This window comes from Bradyrhizobium sp. CCGB01, from assembly GCF_024199795.1.
Taxonomy (GTDB): Bacteria; Pseudomonadota; Alphaproteobacteria; order Rhizobiales; family Xanthobacteraceae; genus Bradyrhizobium.
The window spans coordinates 4723777-4739353 of the sequence record NZ_JANADK010000001.1 but is presented as its reverse complement, the minus strand read 5'-3'; the positions used below and the strand labels follow the sequence as shown (position 1 = coordinate 4739353).

The following is a 15577-nucleotide window of genomic DNA, read 5'->3' as shown; positions in this document are numbered from 1 at the left end:
TTGTCGCAGTGCCGCGAAACCTGGAACTAACCTTCGGCTGCTACGGTCGGTCATATTCGGCGCTTTAATGCGCGATTAACTTTGCCGTTCGGGGGTATCGGATGCTCAGGTTCCACATTGCGGCCGCGGTCCTCGCGCTCTCGATCGTTCCTGCACTCGCGAACGGCCATGGCGGCGGCGGAGACCCTCCTCCGCCGAAGCCTGAGACGACGACCGCGCCGGCGAAAGTGGTCCTGACCAAGCAGGGTCCCAAGCTGGTCGATCTCAAGGGCATGACGCTCTATTATTACGAGCGCGACACCACCGGAAAGACGTCGACCTGCAACGGCAAGTGCGCCGAGAGCTGGGTCCCGCTGGCCGCGACGGCCGAAGCCAAGGCCATTGGCGACTTCACCGTGATCAGCCGCGACGACGGCAGCAAGATGTGGGCTTACCGCTATCGTCCGCTCTACACTTCGCCGGCCGACAAGGCGCCAGGCGATGCCAACGGCAATGCCACGACATTGCAATGGCGCATCGCGCGGCCTGAGAATTAGGGCGAGAACGGCGCGCGTCGGTCTCTAGCGCGCAAGGTCTGTCGGGACCGGCTTCCATACCGGCATCTTCGCGCTCGGCTGAAGCGGTTTGACTTCTTCGTTCACCACCACCGGCCCGGTCAAGAACCAGACCGCCGCCACGGCCGTGATCACGACCGCAGCGCCAAAAGCCGCAAATCCTTTCATGCTTCGTCCCTCGTTCCGTTCCAGCTTCTGTCTCTGGCGATCAGTTGCCCAGAATGACGCCGTGCTGGCGTCGTGACGGATGATCGGCGCCGACAAGCGCGTTCGGATCGATTGCGATCACGGCTTCCGGCAACGGCACCGGCTCGAGGCCGGCGAAGCGGCGATAGAGCGCACCCATGATCGCTCCGCAAAATGCCGCCGGCACCAGCAGAGCGGCGAGGAGCGGCACGACCAGCACCAGCAGCAGCATGCAGGCGAACGCCGCTACACCTCCGATCGCTGCGTATTCCCACGCGCTGCGGCGGCTCATCGCGCGCGCGACATGGTGCACGCAGAGCATGAAGATGCTCGAAGGAATGACCGAGATCACCATCATGACCATGAAGGTTTGCGCCGGGATCACGGCTGCGAAGATCTGAGCGGTACTCTTGTCCGCGAAACCATTCATCAGGAACGGCACCTGCGTGTAAGGCAGAAGCGTTGCGAGCACTGTCGGTATCAGGGCCGCGATTGCGACACCGGCGACCGATGTGCGGACCCGGACCGGTCCGTCGAACACGATCGGCGGCGGCGCGGCCGGTGTGTCGGCGGAGGAGGCCACGCCGGTCGCCCGGGCAACCGGACTGAGGCCCGCAAACTGGCCATAGAGGAAACCGCCGATCATCCCTGCGATGGTCGGCAAGAGACCGATCGTCACTACGGTGCCGTCGCCGGGCGCGGCCAGCTGGATGTGGTTGCGGATTGCAATGCCGTAACTCACTGCTGCCATGACGCCGCCCATCAGCCCGTAAGCGAGGCGGCTCGAGATCGTCCACTGCCGCAGCGCGATGTGCCCGGCGAACAGGAAGGCCGCATTGATCGCCATGCGGCCCGCATAGAGCACCACGATCTGGTCCGGCGCGGGCACGCCGACGGGGTCGGTCACCTGCCCGCCCGCGATCGCGAAGACCATCAGCACGGCTTCGACGATGGCCAGCGGAATCAGCGCGGCGAACAGCGCGCGCGGAGAATTCTTGACCAGATACATGCGAGCAACCCCTTGCTCGCTGCACGCTAGAGGCGAACCGTTACGGCCCGCGCAAGACAATGGATAAAATTGTCGGCAAGCCGCGCATCGGGTGCGCGGCTCGCTCAGGTTTCTACCCGCGCCAGCTGGACCCCGCGTCGACCCGCGCGTTCTGCCCGGGCGGCAACACCACGACCATCGAATTCAGCTTCACCCGATCGAACAGATCGATCACGTCCTCGTTGCGCATCCGGATGCAGCCGGACGAGATCGCCTGCCCGATATATTCGGGCTGGTTGGTGCCGTGGATGCGGTAGAGCGTGTCCTTGTTGCCGACATAGAGGTAGATGCCTCGCGCCCCCAGCGGATTGGCGGGGCCACCGGCGACGCGCGCCGGATAGGGTCCGAGCCGCGCCTGGATCTCCGCTGTCGGAACCCAGTCGGGCCATTCCGCCAGACGGCCGACGCGCGCGACGCCGGAGAAGGCCATGGCTTCCTCGCCGACCGCGACGCCGTAGCGGATCGCCTTGCCATCGGGCAACACGAAATAGAGGTAGCGCGCATCGGTATCGACCAGGATCGTGCCCGGCTGCTCCTTGCGCGGATAATCGACGATATGACGGAGATATTGCTCCGGCACGTTCGCCTTCGCGTAAGGCGTATGGGCAAGCAACTGACGGTCGCGCGGCGTCATGCTCGCATCCGTCGATGGCGAAAGCGTTGTCTGCATGCAGCCGGCGAGCGGAAGCATGGCTACGACAAATAATGCGATTAGAGATTTTGGCACCGCCGGTCCCCCCGATAGCGCATAACAGCGCCCCCAGCTTCACCAGATGCTGCCCAAATCGTGCTGAAAACAAGGCAAGCCGGAACACGTGCGCGTGTTTAACGGGCCGGGTTCCATCACCACAAAGGGCGGAGGGACGGTCGCACAGTCTCCATCCCCTCGCCTTGCTTTGGTCAAACCCGGCTGGACTCGTGGGTCACAGTGATTGGCTCATCGGATTTGGGATGAGTCGCCTCAACAGATCGGCTCGCGCCAATGCGGACGACCAAGATTTTAAACACCTGGTTTCAAAGGAGCTGCGATGCTCGCGACGCTGAACTCTCGGCAAATCGTCGATGAGATCGTGAAGGACACGGTCAAGGACAACGATCCGCACGACGCCATTCAGATCTCGCCCGACATGGTGCTGGCGTCGCGCCCCATCAGCGTCGCCCCCGCCCTGGCGCCTGAACTCACGGCCCGTCCGGAGCCCAAGCTGGATTTGAAGTTCGCGCCGCCCCCCTCGATCAATCCGGAGCCGAAGTTCAGTCCTGTCCTGAAGCCGCCGGTCCTGGAGGAGCCAAGGGGCCTGGAACCGCAGGCGGCAGCGCCCTCGGCGGTGCCCTCGGTCGATTCTGCCGTGCGCGTCGCGGCCGACGACGGTCGCAACCGGCCGAAGCGATCCTCCGCCGGAAAATGGCTGCGCCGCGCGTTCGTGACGATGTTGCTTGCGGGCGGAAGCGTGGGCGCCGCCGTCGCCTGGGAGAAACATGGCGACACGGCCAGGCAGATGCTCGCCGAATGGACACCGGCTTTGACATCATGGACGCCGGCATTGGCGTCGCTGCTGCATCCGACATCGCAGACGGCGCCGGTGACCGCCGCGCAGGCCGCGCCGCCCGCGGAGCAGCCCGCTACCGCTCAAGCGACCGATCAAACCGCGACGCCGCCTGCGGCGCCTGCGGTTCAGGTTGCAGCAGCCGCGCCTGTCGTAACACAGCCTGTCGCAACACAGCCTGATGCAGCGCAGCCCGATACAGTGCAGTCGGTCCAATCGATGACGCGCGATCTTGCAGCCATGGCGCAGCAGATCGACGCGCTCAAGGCCAACATCGCCGAGTTGAAGGCCGGTCAGGAGCAGATGGCGCGCGAGATGGCAAAACCGCCTGCGCCAAAGCCGGTGGCTGAGGCGAGGCCAGTCGATCCGCGCGCGCGCGTGTCCTCCGCGCGCGCTCCGATGCCCCCGGTTCGCAAGCCGAAGCCGGTCGTGTCGCAAACCTACATGCCGTCGTATTCGCCGGCGCCGCTCGCACCTCCGCCGCCGCCTTCGCAAGCTGCCGCGGTCGCGCCAACAGCGCCGGTCGCCACGACGCAAGCCATTGCCGATGACGACGGACCTGTCGTGCGTCCGCCGATGCCGCTGCGTTAGCGCAGCGTCGCCATCGTACCATCGCGCAAGCTGTCCGACTCGATGTGATGCGTTGAGTCCGGGCGACTACGGAGACCGATGCTTCGATCGTTCTCCGTCAAGAGAAAAGGCCGTCGGGATCTATGCCGCCGGCCTTCTCTTGCAGCTGCCGGTTCCCGGAGCCCGGTTCTGCTGCAATTCCATGCCTTATGATCGCGCCGATATATTTAATAAAACCTTAACGAGCTCGCATACTGCACATCATTTCTGCGCCATAAGCACAGAGATTGCGCCGCCTGTTCATTCGTCAATGATCGACTCAGTGATACCATCCGACATGTGTTGAAGACTTCCGTTGAAGACTTGCAGCCAGTGAAGACTTGCAGCCAGGACTTTTGGGACTTGGTCGTCACACCGGAGAATTCGGATGCCCTTCTACTCCTTCGATCTTGTGGTTGGTGAAGAGTTCAAGAACCAGGGCGGAATCATCCTCGAAGACATCGAGCTCGCTTCCGATCGCGCCGATCAACTGGCCACCGAGCTGTCGCAGGTGAAGCCGGAGCTGCAACGGAAGGGTTGCGCGGTGCGCGTGACCGATCGCGATCACAACGAGGTCTATCGCACGCCGCTCGATCCCGTGCCGGCCTGGCAACGCTAGCCGCGTCAAGCGAAGAATCCAAAGCACCGTTCCGATTTATCGGAACGGGGCTTTAGTCCTCCAGCACCGGCGGCTCGAACCAGTTCGTCAGCGACAATCCACCGTCGACGACGAAGGCTGCGCCGGTGACGTAACCTGAAAGCTTGTTCGACAACACCGTGAGCGCCATCGGCGCGAGGTCCCTGGCTTCGCCGAGACGCCCGAGCGGGATGTGCCGCGCCAGCGAGGCGTCCGCGACGAACCCGCCTGCCGCGATCGCGCCAGGCACCAGCGCGTTGACGCGGATGTCGTGACGCCCGAACGTCTTCGCGAGCTCCTTCACCAGCATCGTCATCCCCGCCTTCGCCGTCGAATAATGCGGCAGGTTGCGCGGCGTGCCCGCGTGCAGCGAGGTGAGAAACAGGAACGAGCCGGGCCGCTTCGCCGCAATCAGCCGTTTGGCCAGCCCGCGCGCCAGATGAAATCCGGCATCGAGATTGACGGCATGCATCTCCTGCCAGGTCTTGCGATCGACCGCGAGCGCATGATCGGCCTCCCGTCGCGGCGGCGATGCGCTGTGCACGAAATGCGAGACCTCGCCGAGCGCCGCCTCTGCTGCGGCCAGCAGCGCATCGCAAGCGTCTGACTTGGCGAGATCGCCGACCCACGGCACTGCCAGTTCAGGCTTGCTGCTCGCGCTGATCGCCGCACTGACCCGCTCTGCGCTTACATCCGCGAACACGGTCCGGACGCCCTCGCCGATGAGCGCCTGCGCGATCGCGCGGCCGATGCCGTTGCCTGCGCCGGTGACGAGCGCCGTGTCGCGTGCGGGATCGAACGGCGTGCTGAACAGGCTCATGTCGCTCTCCGGGACCAGGGACGGGTTACGATAGCGTACCGCACCGGGGCGCGACAAATCGGTTCCGGCACCATTGCGGAGTGGCGCGGCGGACGCTAGCCTTCCAAAAAAATGGAGGAGATACCAAGGATGCGCACCGGTTTCCTGATGGCAGGCCTGTTACTGCTCGCCGCGCCGGCCCAAGCGGCGGACCATCCACGCTCGACCTATGTCACGATGGTCTTGCAGGCCTTCGCCGCCAGGGTCGAATGCCCGAACACCGATCTCGTCTATCAGGACCTCGTGCAGAAGGCGCAGCAGATGCAGCTGCCGGACGGCACCACCGAGAAGGTCCGCAAGGCGATCGCCTGGATGCACACCGGCGGCAAGATGGGCGAGAAGCAGGACGACGATTTGATGGCCGAGGTCGCGGTCGCGACCCAGGCGACCGACATGGACCAGCGCCGCCTCGGCATGCCCGGCTGGTGCGAGGCCCAAAAGGTCAACCTCGCCGGCCTGATCCGCGCCAAGGGCGGCTAGAAGGACGGCTAGGCGCTCACTCGCGGCGTTAAGCACGCCGCGCCGGAACCGTCGCCGCGGCAAACAATCGTCACAATCCTCGACACCATGCGGCCTCTTCGAATTCGAACAGGAGAGCCCTCATGCGGAGTATCCATGTCGTTTTCGCCGGTGCGCTTGCGGCCGCCACGGTGCTGACCGCGCCCGCTCTGGCGAAGAATTCCGACGCCCAGAAGGGCGAAGAAAAATCCGCCTCGTCGTCCTGTAGTGCCTATCAGCAGGCGCCCGACGGCACGTGGGAGCCGCTCCCCTGCAAAGAGACAGGCGAGCGCCCCCAGCCGCAGACACAAAACCGCTCGTCGCAGCCGGGCGCCGACCGCCAGGAGCGTTGAACGCCGCTTGCCGGGCGTCAGCTATGGGCCGGCCCGCGCATGATCTTCATGGCATCTTCGATGTGACGCCACTCCTTGGCCTCATCGGCCTCGCCGCGGCCCTCGCAGGCCTGCGCCTGTTCGGCCGCCTTCGCTATCGCAGCGAAACCATGCTTTTCCAGCATCTGCCGCGCAACGGTGTGGACCTGGAGCTCGGACATCATGGGCGCTCTCCCGTTTTCGGAAACCGCAGGGCCTGGCTCGGCTCTCCGCGGTCTCTGACAACGATTTCGCCGCAGGTCCCGTTCCGCCCACTCCCGATCACATCGGCAGGCCTGGAATTGAACTGACTGTGCGAGAACGACAAAGGCGGTCCGCTGTGCCCAGCGGACCGCCTTCTCACCCACCCCAAATTGCTCGTCTTCGGTCGCGTCCCCTACGCGACCGCCACGCGCTTGCGCTCGATATCGTTGGGGACCTCGATATCGACCTCCAGGGTCGACACCTCGTCACCGCGCTCGAGCCGGACGATGACCTTGGTCGGATCCAGCGTGACGTGCTTGGACACGACAGCGAGAATTTCCTCACGCAGCACGCCGAGCAGGTCGGGCTGGCCGCGCATTCCGCGTTCATGCGCGAGCAGGATCTGCAGCCGTTCGCGAGCGACGGGTGCAGAGGCCTTTTTGCCGCGGAGAAGTCGGAGCAGACCCATGCTCATGCAGCCCTCCGTCGCAGCAGACGATCCATGAAGCGCCTGCGCTCGGCCGGAACCTGCATCGGCACGGTGTCGCCGCACAGCCGCTGCGCCGCGTCCATATAGGCCCGTGCGGGTGCGCCGCCCGCGTTCGACAGCGTCACCGGCGTGCCGACGTTGGAGGCCTTCAACACGTCCTGGCTCTCGGGGATGATGCCGAGCAGGGGCGTTGCGAGGATCTCGAGGATGTCGTCGATGGTCAGCATCTCGCCGCGCGCGGCGCGCGAGGCATCGTAGCGGGTGATGAGAATGTGCTTCTCGACCCGCTCGCCTTTCTCGGCCCGCACCGTCTTCGAATCGAGCATGCCGATGATGCGGTCGGAATCTCGCACCGAGGAGACTTCCGGATTGGTGACGATCACCGCCTCGTCGGCAAAGCGCATCGCCATGGAGGCGCCGCGCTCGATGCCGGCCGGGCTGTCGCAGATCACCCAGTCGAAGCGGCTGCGCAGATCGTCGATGACCTTGCCGACGCCCTCTTCCGTCAGCGCGTCCTTATCGCGGGTTTGCGAGGCCGGCAGCAGCCAGAGATTCTCCAGCCGCTTGTCCTTGATCAGCGCTTGCGGGAGTTTCGCGACGCCCTGCACCACGTTGATGAGGTCGAACACGACGCGGCGTTCGGCGCCCATGACGAGGTCGAGGTTGCGCAGGCCGACGTCGAAATCGACGACGATGACCTTGTCGCCGCGCTGCGCCAGTGCAGCCCCCAGCGCGGCGGTCGTCGTGGTCTTGCCGACCCCGCCCTTGCCTGATGTCACGACCAGTACCTTACTCATCTGAAATGTCTCCTTTGCTGGTCAGTTCAGTGCTGTAATTCGCATGGTATTCCCCTGCAGCCAGGCCTGCGCCGGCTTGCCGCGCAAGGCGGCGTCAATGTCGTCCGCAGTCTGGTAAAACCCATCAATTGCAAGCAGTTCAGCCTCAATCTTCTGACAGTAGATGCGCGCGCTCGTGTGACCGTTGACCCCCGCCATGGCGCGGCCGCGCAGCGCGCCGTAGACGTGGATGGAACCGCCGGCGACGACTTCCGCGCCGGAACCGACCGAGCCGAGAATGGTGACGTCGCCTTCCGGGAAGATCACGGTCTGGCCCGAACGCACGGGACTATCGAGCAGAAGCGACGTCGGCTTGGTTTCAGCCTTCACCTCGGCCTTCTTCGGCGCGTTCGCCTCGACCACGCAGCTGCGCCCGCCCGAGAGCAGCGGCGGCATGGCCGGCGTCAGCCGGCCCTCCTCTACCCCCTCGATCCCGAGCACACGGATGCTGCGGTCCTGAAGGCTGCTGAGCAGATGGCCGATGCCGGACTGGCTGAGATCGACCGAGGACAGGTCGATCACCACGGGCCGGCCGGCAAAGAAGCCCGGCGAGCGCGCAATGGTGGCGTCGATTTCCTGCAGCCAGTCCTGGATCGGAACTGTCGGCATGAACACGAAGGCCACGTAGGAGCGCCCGCGCAGGCGCACCATTTGGCGTTGAGGTTTTGCTGCAGCCTCCATAGCGGCCGACTCGTTCCCTGTTATTGAATGGTTAACGATGCGGCGGATTTGGTTAACGCGCGGTTAATTTTCTATGGGGTTACGTGAGGGATAGGTCCATCCGGGCTACGGGGGCAGCCTCCGGGACGCCATCTGGACAATGCGGCGCTCAACTGCCCCCGCACCGTCATTGCGAGGAGCCCTTGCGACGAAGCAATCCAGTCTGCCTCCGCGGAACGACTCTGGATTGCTTCGCTACGCTCGCAATGACGCCGCAGAGACAGCGCGCGCCCCTGCCGACTCACCTCGCGCCGTCCATTTTGATCGCAGGCCCGACCATCCGGATTGACACGCACGTGACATCTGGCTTCGATCCGCGTCCCGCAAACGGAGCCTGAGCATGTCAATCCAGTCCACTGTCAGGCGCAAGACCGCGCCGGACATCCGTGCACGCAAGCAAGGCGAGCGGATAGTCATGCTGACGTCCTATCACGCGCATACGGCAGCGCTGGTGGATCGGCATTGCGACGTCATTCTGGTCGGCGATTCCCTTGGCAACGTCATGCACGGTTTCGAGACCACGGTGCCGGTCACGCTCGACATGATGATCCTTCAGGGCGCAGCGGTGATGCGCGGTTCCCGGCAGGCGCTGGTGGTCGTCGATATGCCGTTCGGCTCGTATGAAGCCACCAAAGAGCAGGCCTTCAATTCAGCCGTGCGGATCATGAAAGAGACGCAATGCGGCGCGGTGAAGCTCGAAGGCGGCGTGCGCATGGCGGAGACGATTGCGTTCCTGTCCGGGCGCGGGATCCCGGTGATGGGTCATGTTGGCCTGACGCCGCAATCCATCAACACGCTCGGCTCGTTCCGTGCCCAGGGGCGTAGCGAGGCGGACTGGGGGCCGATCGAGGACGATGCGAAAGCGGTCGCCGACGCCGGGGCATTCTCCGTCGTCATCGAGGCTGTAGCCGAACCACTGGCGCGCAAGATTACCGAGACAATTGCCATTCCCACCATCGGCATCGGCGCGAGCGCAGCCTGCGACGGCCAGGTGCTCGTGCTCGAGGACATGCTGGGGCTTTCGCCGCGACCACCGAAATTTGTCCGGCGGTACGGCAATCTCGGCCCGGCCATCGAAGCGGCGATCGAGGCGTATGCCGCCGACGTGCGGTCTCGCGCCTTTCCCGGGCCGGAACATGTGTACGAGATGAAGAAGGGCGGATGATCCGCGGCAGCTGTCGGCCCCCGCTTGCAGCGCTTCCCTACTTCTTCACCTTGCTCGCATCCATCTTGATGGCGGGATCGAGCATCCTTGTCGTGAACGCGCTCGTCACGTCGAACGGCTTCTCCATGCCGAGATTGGTCTGGACCAGCTCGTAGTCCTTCTTCATCCGCTCGCCTCGGAGGGGTCGAGCCCGGACGAGCAACCCTTCGTTATTTCCGCATTGCGGCAAGGCCATTTTGCGCGGATTGATCAGGACATTTATCCAAAGGAACGTTGGCCGAGGCATCGAATTGTCTCGATTCAGCGCGCCTCGGAAATTGTGTCGCAATCACTTCCCGCGTTACTGGCACAAAGTGCATAGCCCGTACGCAATGGCGCAGCTATCGTCGTAGTCGATAATTCGTGCAGCGCGGTGTAACGCTTGCAGGACAGCCGGTCAGAGTTACCCGCTAGGGAAGAAGCCGATTTCCCTGGCAATGCCCGGCTCGATGTCCAGGAGCTGGCGCCGGACTCCGTGTTTAGCCAACTCGATCGGATCTGCACGAGCCCGCACTTTCAGGCCAGCGAAAGGCGACGGGCGTTCCTCCGGTTCATTGTCGAGGAGACGCTCTCGGGACGCGCCGAACGCCTGAAGGGCTATACGATCGCGCTCTCCGTCTTCGGTCGCGACGAGTCCTTCGATCCGCAAGCGGACCCGGTCGTCCGGCTGGAAGCAAGACGCCTGCGACGCGACCTCGACAGTTACTACATCGATGCGGGGCAAAATGACCCGATCCGCATTTCCATTCCAAAAGGCTCCTACGCCCCCAGCTTCGAAAGTCGCAAAACTCTGTTGGCCGGACGTTTGGCCAGTGAGCAATCGTCCGAGCGACGCGTGGATGAAGTTACCAGCCGCAGCGCGGAGCTTGCTGGCAAAAGCAACAAGTCGGCACTCTTCCGCCGCTTGTCGGCGGCCGCAGCGCTCATAGCCGCAATCGCGATTGGAGCGGTCGTGTCGCTGTCGTACTTTGGCCGATCGCCCTTCGGCGCGTCGAGGGAACCCGGTGTCCTGGTCGCCCCTTTTGAGGCACTTAGTCCCGGAGAGAGTACCCGCTATCTCGCCGCCGGCGTGGGCCAGGAACTGATCGCGAACCTGTTTCACTTTTCGGGCTTTCGCCTCTACACCTCGCCAGTGTCCTTGAACCAGGACGTTCGCTCCACATGGTTGCCATTGGCGCGCGACCGGGGCGTGGCCTATGTCGTCAACGGAAGCGTGCAGACCGAAGATGGGAACGTCCGTGTGACCGTCTCGGTCGCGAATGCGATGACCGGCGGCATTGTCTGGACCAAGTCTTACAGTCGGCCATTCGACCCGGAATCGCTGATCGCAACGCAGGGAATGTTGGCGGAAGAAATCGCGGAAGTCATCGGCCAGCCCTACGGCGTCGTCAGGGCTGACATGAGCGGCGGTTCGTCATCGGCGACGACGTCGAGCATGGACAGTTACAATTGCGTGCTTCGCGCCCACGGCTACCGCCGCACCTTCCTTCGGGCGGAGTTCACCCCGGCCCTTCAATGCCTGGAACGGACCGTTCAGCGGGACCCGGACTACAGCGATGCCTGGGCCATGCTCGGATGGCTTCATCTCGACGCCGGACGCCTTGGCTTTGACGCTGACGATCGACAAACCGAGTATGGCAAGGCTCTCGAGGCGATCAACAATGCAATTCGGCTTCGGCCGAAAAGCACGCTTGCCCTGAAAGCACTGGCGGCCGCCTATCATTTCACCGGACGTTATGAAGACAGTGAGCGTCTCACGCGGCAACTCGTTGCGCTCAATCCAAACGATCCTGAAATTCTTGCCCAGCTTGGCTGGCGGCTCTCGGTGCGGGGCAATTTTGAAGAAGGCGTTGCTGTTCTCAAGCGCGCAATCGATCGAACGTTGAATCCTCCCAATTGGTATTTCCATTTCATCGCGGTGAACCTCTACATGACCGGCGACTACCAACAGGCCCGGACGACCGCGGAAAGGTCCGCGCTCGGCGATTCCGGGTTCAGTCAGCTCGTGCTTGCAGTTTCCAATGCTGAACTCGGAGATCGAGACGGTACGCAAAAGGCGCTGGACAAGCTGGCCCTGTACGAGCCCCTCGCCCGCGATCCGGATGGATTTCTACGTCGCCAAGGCATTGCGGACCGCACGGTCGACGCTCTCGTTGCCGGGTTGGCGAAGGCGCGGTCTTTGGTTGCGCGATGAGGTTGGTGCGGGCCGCAGTACAAAACGCCAGGCCTCCGACGTCTCGTCGCCCGCAATGTACACAAGAGAGGACCGCCGTGCGACGGTCCTCTCTGACAACGAGCGCGATCACTTCAGGGCCTGATGCCGTTCTTTCGCGCGCAATCACGATAGGCAGAGTAGCCGGCGGAATTCCGCGCAGCAGTCGCACCGCTCGACATATTCAGTGACGCCGCGTTCGCAGCCTCGTTCGCCTGCCTGAAACATTCGGCTCGAATTGAATCGAGATCTTTCTTCGGCGCCGATTCTGCCGGCATTGCCGTTCCCAGCACTGGTACAAGAAACGCCAGGATGCCAAGCGATCTCATCTTCTTCGGCATTGTTCGACCTCCCTATTCGAAACGCAGATAGCGATCGGGGCTGACCCTCGACCTGGGTCAAGGCTACTCGGCAATCAGAGTGTCACGGGAGGTACGAACATGTTCGCACCTTACCGATATCCGATGCCGTGAGATGATGCGCCAGGCGTGAGGGACGCGTCCAAGGAAATCATCTTCGATGTCCCGAAGCGACAATACCGCTGTCATATGTCGATGCGGTCTTGGCCGCGATATCACGTGTCTTCGCAATCAACGTGCGGCGAAATGGCATGGAGGGAATTCGCACCATCATCGACCACTTCCCCCAACGCGAACTCGACATTCGTCGCCGCTTCGCGCGCGATGCGTCCTTCAGGGCGATCTGCGCCGACTACGAGGAGGCAGCAAAGGCACAACATCACTGGCAACAAGCCGCGAACCAGGGAGATCCCACAGCAGCGAGAAACGTCGAAGACTACACCAATCTGCTGATCGAGCTGGAGCGTGAAATCCTATCGCATTTGAATCGTTCGTGAATGCGGAACCAGATCCCTTTGGAGCACGACGGATGGAGCCGTCAGAATAATTGGAGACGGAACTCGTGAGTAACGCCCGCAGACTGGTCGAGCACATGGATGACGCGCTCCCCTCAGACAGCATCTTCATTCCGGGCGGCACATTCCGCATGGGATCAGATCAGCATTATCCCGAAGAAGCGCCATCGCACATGGTCAGCGTCGACGGGTTCTGGATGGATCGCACGCCGGTGACGAACCGGCAGTTCAAGGAATTCGTGCGAGCCACCGGCCATGTGACGTTCGCAGAAGTCGCTCCGGACCCAAAAGACTATCCGGATGCCTTGCCGCACATGATCTACGCGGGGTCGCTCACCTTCACACCGCCCGATCACCCTATCGATCTTCGCGACTACAGCCAATGGTGGACGCTGCTCAAGGGGGCGAACTGGCGCCATCCCTATGGTCCGAACAGCAAGATAAAATCGCTGGACGATCACCCCGTCGTTCACATCGCCTATGCCGACGCGCTCGCTTATGCCCAATGGGCCGGCAAAGACTTGCCAACGGAAGCCGAGTGGGAATTTGCCGCTCGCGGTGGCCTCGATGAGGCGGAGTATGCCTGGGGTGACGAGCTGGTTCCCGGCGGCGTCCATCAGGCCAACATTTGGCAAGGTCACTTCCCGTTCGAGAACCGGCGCGAGGATGGCTTTGAGCGTACCTCGCCTGTGATGACCTATCCGCCCAATGGTCATGGCGTTTACGACATGATCGGCAATGTCTGGGAATGGACCAGCGACTGGTGGGCTCCGAAGCACCAGGCCGACGCAAAGAAGTCATGTTGCATTCCCGAGAACCCACGCGGCGGCTCCGAACATGACAGCCACGATCCGTCGCTGCCGCTCAGCCGGATCCCGCGCAAGGTGATCAAGGGCGGTTCGCACCTCTGCGCGCCGAACTATTGCCGGCGCTATCGACCGGCTGCGCGCCACGCCGAGCCGATCGACACGTCCACCAGCCACCTCGGGTTTCGCTGCGTCACACGTCCAGGGAGAAAGTCATGACTGAGAAGAAGACGACGGAAGACTTCAGCCGCCGCAAACTGCTTGCGGCCTCCAGTTCGCTCGCCACCATTGCCGCTTTCTCGGCCATGGCGCCCGTCGAAACCGCGCAAGCGCAGACCCAACTGCCTCCGCGGGCGATTGCCGGCGGAGACAAGCCGAACATCATCCTGATCCTGTCGGACGACTTCGGTTACGGCGACTCCGGGCCCTATGGCGGCGGAGAAAACCGTGGCATGCCGACGCCGAGCATCGATCGTCTGGCTGCCGAAGGAATGCAATTCATGTCCTTCTACGCGCAACCCAGTTGTACGCCCGGACGCGCTGCGGTGCAGACCGGCCGCATTCCGAACCGCAGCGGCATGACCACTGTGGCGTTCCAGGGACAGGGGGGCGGCCTTCCTGCCGCGGAGTGGACGCTCGCCTCGGTCCTTAAAACCGGCGGCTACAAGACGTTCTTCACCGGAAAATGGCATCTCGGCGAGGACGACTACGCGATCCCGAACGCGCAGGGCTACGACGAGATGAAGTATTGCGGGCTCTATCATCTCAACGCCTACACCTACGCCGACCCGACGTGGTTTCCCGACATGGACCCCGAATTGAGAGCGATGTTCACGAAGGTCACCAAGGGCTCGTTGTCCGGAAACGCAGGCGAGAAAGCGAAGGAAGATTTCAAGATCAACGGTCAATACGTCAACACGCCGGACAAGGGCGTGGTCGGCATCCCCTTCTTCGACGACTATGTCGAAAAGGCTTCGCTCGATTATCTCGATCGCAACAAGTCCTCGGGCCCCTTCTTCATGAGCATCAACTTCATGAAGGTGCACCAGCCCAACATGCCGGCGCCCGAGTTCCAGGGCAAGTCGATGTCGAAGAGCAAGTATGCCGACTCGGTCGTGGAGAATGACACACGCATCGGCCGTATCATGGACAAGGTGAGGTCGCTCGGGCTCGACAAGAACACCTATGTGTTCTGGACGACCGACAACGGCGCCTGGCAGGACGTCTATCCCGACGCCGGCTACACGCCGTTCCGTGGCACCAAGGGCACCGTTCGCGAGGGCGGCAACCGCGTCCCGTCCATCGCCTGGGGGCCGGGGATCAAGGCCGGCACGAAGAATTCCGACGTGGTTGGCGGTCTCGACTACATGGCGACATTCGCCAAGCTCGGGGGCGCCAAGCTTCCAGAGAACGACCGCGAGGGCAAGCCCATCATCTTCGACAGCATCGACATGTCGCCGATCCTGTTCGGGACGGGCAAGCCGGAGCGCAAGAACTGGTTCTACTTCACCGAGTCCGAGCTCACGCCGGGCGCCGCCCGTGTCGGCAACTACAAGGCGGTGTTCAATCTTCGCGGCGACAACGGCGCCAAGACAGGCGGCCTCGCGGTGGACAGCAATCTCGGCTGGAAGGGGCCCGAGTCCTATGTCGCGACCGTACCCCAGGTCTTCGACCTCTGGCAGGACCCGCAGGAGCGCTACGACATCTTCATGAACAACTACACGGAGCACACCTGGTCCCTGGTCACGATCAACGCCGCGATCAAAGAACTGATGCAGACCTACGTGAAGTATCCTCCACGGAAGATTCAGAGCGAGACCTATGCGGGGCCGATCACAATTCAACAATACGAGCGCTTCTCGTTCTTCAGGGATGAGCTCGCCAAGAATGGCTTCCAGATCGGATTGCCCAACGGCAACTAGACC

General features: G+C 63.0%; 19 protein-coding genes and 1 pseudogene. 10 read left to right on the top strand and 10 right to left on the bottom strand.

What is annotated here, in order from left to right; genetic code table 11:
- The first annotated feature begins 101 nt into the window (after positions 1–101).
- On the top strand, positions 102–536 hold the full coding sequence (locus NLM25_RS21745; RefSeq protein ID WP_254138326.1) for a hypothetical protein: 435 nt from the start codon (positions 102–104) through the stop codon (positions 534–536).
- A 24-nt stretch (positions 537–560) separates the two neighbouring features.
- Here the strand turns inward: NLM25_RS21745 and NLM25_RS21740 are convergent, their stop codons facing one another.
- The 3 genes from NLM25_RS21740 to NLM25_RS21730 form a co-directional block, all read right to left on the bottom strand.
- Positions 561–722 (bottom strand): hypothetical protein, encoded by a 162-nt coding sequence (locus tag NLM25_RS21740; protein ID WP_254138325.1) that lies wholly within the window; start codon positions 720–722, stop codon positions 561–563.
- Positions 723–762: 40 nt separating this feature from the next.
- Positions 763–1749 (bottom strand): hypothetical protein, encoded by a 987-nt coding sequence (locus tag NLM25_RS21735; protein ID WP_254138324.1) that lies wholly within the window; start codon positions 1747–1749, stop codon positions 763–765.
- A 112-nt stretch (positions 1750–1861) separates the two neighbouring features.
- A complete protein-coding gene (locus tag NLM25_RS21730; RefSeq protein ID WP_256570724.1) occupies positions 1862–2479 on the bottom strand; it encodes a L,D-transpeptidase in 618 nt (205 codons plus the stop codon).
- 337 nt (positions 2480–2816) lie between these two features.
- Here NLM25_RS21730 and NLM25_RS21725 point away from each other — a divergent pair, with 337 nt between their 5' ends.
- Both NLM25_RS21725 and NLM25_RS21720 read left to right on the top strand, forming a co-directional pair.
- Positions 2817–3923: a hypothetical protein gene (locus NLM25_RS21725; protein WP_254138322.1), complete on the top strand. Its 1107-nt coding sequence runs from the start codon at positions 2817–2819 to the stop codon at positions 3921–3923.
- Positions 3924–4329: 406 nt separating this feature from the next.
- Entirely contained in the window at positions 4330–4560 is a 231-nt protein-coding gene (locus NLM25_RS21720) for a DUF6894 family protein (protein WP_254118882.1), read from the top strand.
- A gap of 52 nt (positions 4561–4612) precedes the next feature.
- Here the strand turns inward: NLM25_RS21720 and NLM25_RS21715 are convergent, their stop codons facing one another.
- Entirely contained in the window at positions 4613–5398 is a 786-nt protein-coding gene (locus NLM25_RS21715; RefSeq protein WP_254138321.1) for an SDR family NAD(P)-dependent oxidoreductase, read from the bottom strand.
- A 129-nt stretch (positions 5399–5527) separates the two neighbouring features.
- Here NLM25_RS21715 and NLM25_RS21710 point away from each other — a divergent pair, with 129 nt between their 5' ends.
- Together NLM25_RS21710 and NLM25_RS21705 are read left to right on the top strand one after the other, a co-directional pair.
- On the top strand, positions 5528–5917 hold the full coding sequence (locus NLM25_RS21710) for a hypothetical protein (RefSeq protein WP_254138320.1): 390 nt from the start codon (positions 5528–5530) through the stop codon (positions 5915–5917).
- 122 nt (positions 5918–6039) lie between these two features.
- Complete coding sequence (locus NLM25_RS21705) at positions 6040–6288, top strand: hypothetical protein (protein WP_254138319.1); 249 nt, start codon at positions 6040–6042, stop codon at positions 6286–6288.
- 17 nt (positions 6289–6305) lie between these two features.
- Here the strand turns inward: NLM25_RS21705 and NLM25_RS21700 are convergent, their stop codons facing one another.
- The 4 genes from NLM25_RS21700 to minC all read right to left on the bottom strand — a co-directional run bounded on the left by NLM25_RS21700 (position 6306) and on the right by minC (position 8517).
- Complete coding sequence (locus NLM25_RS21700) at positions 6306–6491, bottom strand: hypothetical protein (RefSeq protein ID WP_254118875.1); 186 nt, start codon at positions 6489–6491, stop codon at positions 6306–6308.
- Positions 6492–6703: 212 nt separating this feature from the next.
- Positions 6704–6985, bottom strand: a complete 282-nt coding sequence (gene minE / locus NLM25_RS21695; RefSeq protein WP_212433762.1) for a cell division topological specificity factor MinE — start codon at positions 6983–6985, stop codon at positions 6704–6706.
- Complete coding sequence (gene minD / locus NLM25_RS21690; RefSeq protein ID WP_254138318.1) at positions 6982–7797, bottom strand: septum site-determining protein MinD; 816 nt, start codon at positions 7795–7797, stop codon at positions 6982–6984. Before minD ends, minE begins: the two co-directional genes overlap by 4 nt.
- Positions 7798–7818: 21 nt before the next feature.
- Entirely contained in the window at positions 7819–8517 is a 699-nt protein-coding gene (gene minC / locus NLM25_RS21685) for a septum site-determining protein MinC (protein WP_254138317.1), read from the bottom strand.
- A 379-nt stretch (positions 8518–8896) separates the two neighbouring features.
- On the opposite strand from minC, the gene panB reads away from it, so the two are divergent.
- Positions 8897–9721, top strand: a complete 825-nt coding sequence (gene panB, locus NLM25_RS21680) for a 3-methyl-2-oxobutanoate hydroxymethyltransferase (protein WP_254118869.1) — start codon at positions 8897–8899, stop codon at positions 9719–9721.
- Positions 9722–9758: 37 nt separating this feature from the next.
- On the opposite strand, the pseudogene NLM25_RS43910 reads toward panB, so the two are convergent.
- Positions 9759–9896, bottom strand: a pseudogene (locus NLM25_RS43910) (nitrate ABC transporter substrate-binding protein); the annotation flags it as partial.
- Between the two features lie 246 nt (positions 9897–10142).
- Between NLM25_RS43910 and NLM25_RS21675 the strand changes: the two are divergent.
- On the top strand, positions 10143–11954 hold the full coding sequence (locus NLM25_RS21675; protein WP_254138316.1) for a tetratricopeptide repeat protein: 1812 nt from the start codon (positions 10143–10145) through the stop codon (positions 11952–11954).
- 113 nt (positions 11955–12067) lie between these two features.
- On the opposite strand, the gene NLM25_RS21670 is transcribed toward NLM25_RS21675, so the two are convergent.
- Positions 12068–12313: a hypothetical protein gene (locus NLM25_RS21670; protein ID WP_254118867.1), complete on the bottom strand. Its 246-nt coding sequence runs from the start codon at positions 12311–12313 to the stop codon at positions 12068–12070.
- 221 nt (positions 12314–12534) lie between these two features.
- Here NLM25_RS21670 and NLM25_RS21665 point away from each other — a divergent pair, with 221 nt between their 5' ends.
- From NLM25_RS21665 to NLM25_RS21655, 3 genes are all read left to right on the top strand, one after another.
- Positions 12535–12828, top strand: coding sequence for a hypothetical protein (locus NLM25_RS21665; RefSeq protein ID WP_254138315.1), 294 nt, complete (start codon positions 12535–12537; stop codon positions 12826–12828).
- 95 nt (positions 12829–12923) lie between these two features.
- Positions 12924–13871, top strand: coding sequence for a formylglycine-generating enzyme family protein (locus NLM25_RS21660; RefSeq protein ID WP_254141234.1), 948 nt, complete (start codon positions 12924–12926; stop codon positions 13869–13871).
- Positions 13868–15574 (top strand): arylsulfatase, encoded by a 1707-nt coding sequence (locus NLM25_RS21655; protein ID WP_254138314.1) that lies wholly within the window; start codon positions 13868–13870, stop codon positions 15572–15574. Before NLM25_RS21660 ends, NLM25_RS21655 begins: the two co-directional genes overlap by 4 nt.
- Positions 15575–15577 lie beyond the last annotated feature (3 nt).

Excerpts from the sequence above, each read along its gene's own strand:
- NLM25_RS21745 (WP_254138326.1), top strand. The coding sequence starts at position 102 with ATGCTCAGGTTCCACATTGCGGCCGCGGTCCTCGCGCTCTCGATCGTT.
- NLM25_RS21740 (WP_254138325.1), bottom strand. The coding sequence starts at position 722 with ATGAAAGGATTTGCGGCTTTTGGCGCTGCGGTCGTGATCACGGCCGTG.
- NLM25_RS21735 (WP_254138324.1), bottom strand. The coding sequence starts at position 1,749 with ATGTATCTGGTCAAGAATTCTCCGCGCGCGCTGTTCGCCGCGCTGATT.
- NLM25_RS21730 (WP_256570724.1), bottom strand. The coding sequence starts at position 2,479 with ATGCTTCCGCTCGCCGGCTGCATGCAGACAACGCTTTCGCCATCGACG.
- NLM25_RS21725 (WP_254138322.1), top strand. The coding sequence starts at position 2,817 with ATGCTCGCGACGCTGAACTCTCGGCAAATCGTCGATGAGATCGTGAAG.
- NLM25_RS21720 (WP_254118882.1), top strand. The coding sequence starts at position 4,330 with ATGCCCTTCTACTCCTTCGATCTTGTGGTTGGTGAAGAGTTCAAGAAC.
- NLM25_RS21715 (WP_254138321.1), bottom strand. The coding sequence starts at position 5,398 with ATGAGCCTGTTCAGCACGCCGTTCGATCCCGCACGCGACACGGCGCTC.
- NLM25_RS21710 (WP_254138320.1), top strand. The coding sequence starts at position 5,528 with ATGCGCACCGGTTTCCTGATGGCAGGCCTGTTACTGCTCGCCGCGCCG.
- NLM25_RS21705 (WP_254138319.1), top strand. The coding sequence starts at position 6,040 with ATGCGGAGTATCCATGTCGTTTTCGCCGGTGCGCTTGCGGCCGCCACG.
- NLM25_RS21700 (WP_254118875.1), bottom strand. The coding sequence starts at position 6,491 with ATGATGTCCGAGCTCCAGGTCCACACCGTTGCGCGGCAGATGCTGGAA.
- minE (WP_212433762.1), bottom strand. The coding sequence starts at position 6,985 with ATGAGCATGGGTCTGCTCCGACTTCTCCGCGGCAAAAAGGCCTCTGCA.
- minD (WP_254138318.1), bottom strand. The coding sequence starts at position 7,797 with ATGAGTAAGGTACTGGTCGTGACATCAGGCAAGGGCGGGGTCGGCAAG.
- minC (WP_254138317.1), bottom strand. The coding sequence starts at position 8,517 with ATGGAGGCTGCAGCAAAACCTCAACGCCAAATGGTGCGCCTGCGCGGG.
- panB (WP_254118869.1), top strand. The coding sequence starts at position 8,897 with ATGTCAATCCAGTCCACTGTCAGGCGCAAGACCGCGCCGGACATCCGT.
- NLM25_RS21670 (WP_254118867.1), bottom strand. The coding sequence starts at position 12,313 with ATGCCGAAGAAGATGAGATCGCTTGGCATCCTGGCGTTTCTTGTACCA.
- NLM25_RS21660 (WP_254141234.1), top strand. The coding sequence starts at position 12,924 with ATGGATGACGCGCTCCCCTCAGACAGCATCTTCATTCCGGGCGGCACA.
- NLM25_RS21655 (WP_254138314.1), top strand. The coding sequence starts at position 13,868 with ATGACTGAGAAGAAGACGACGGAAGACTTCAGCCGCCGCAAACTGCTT.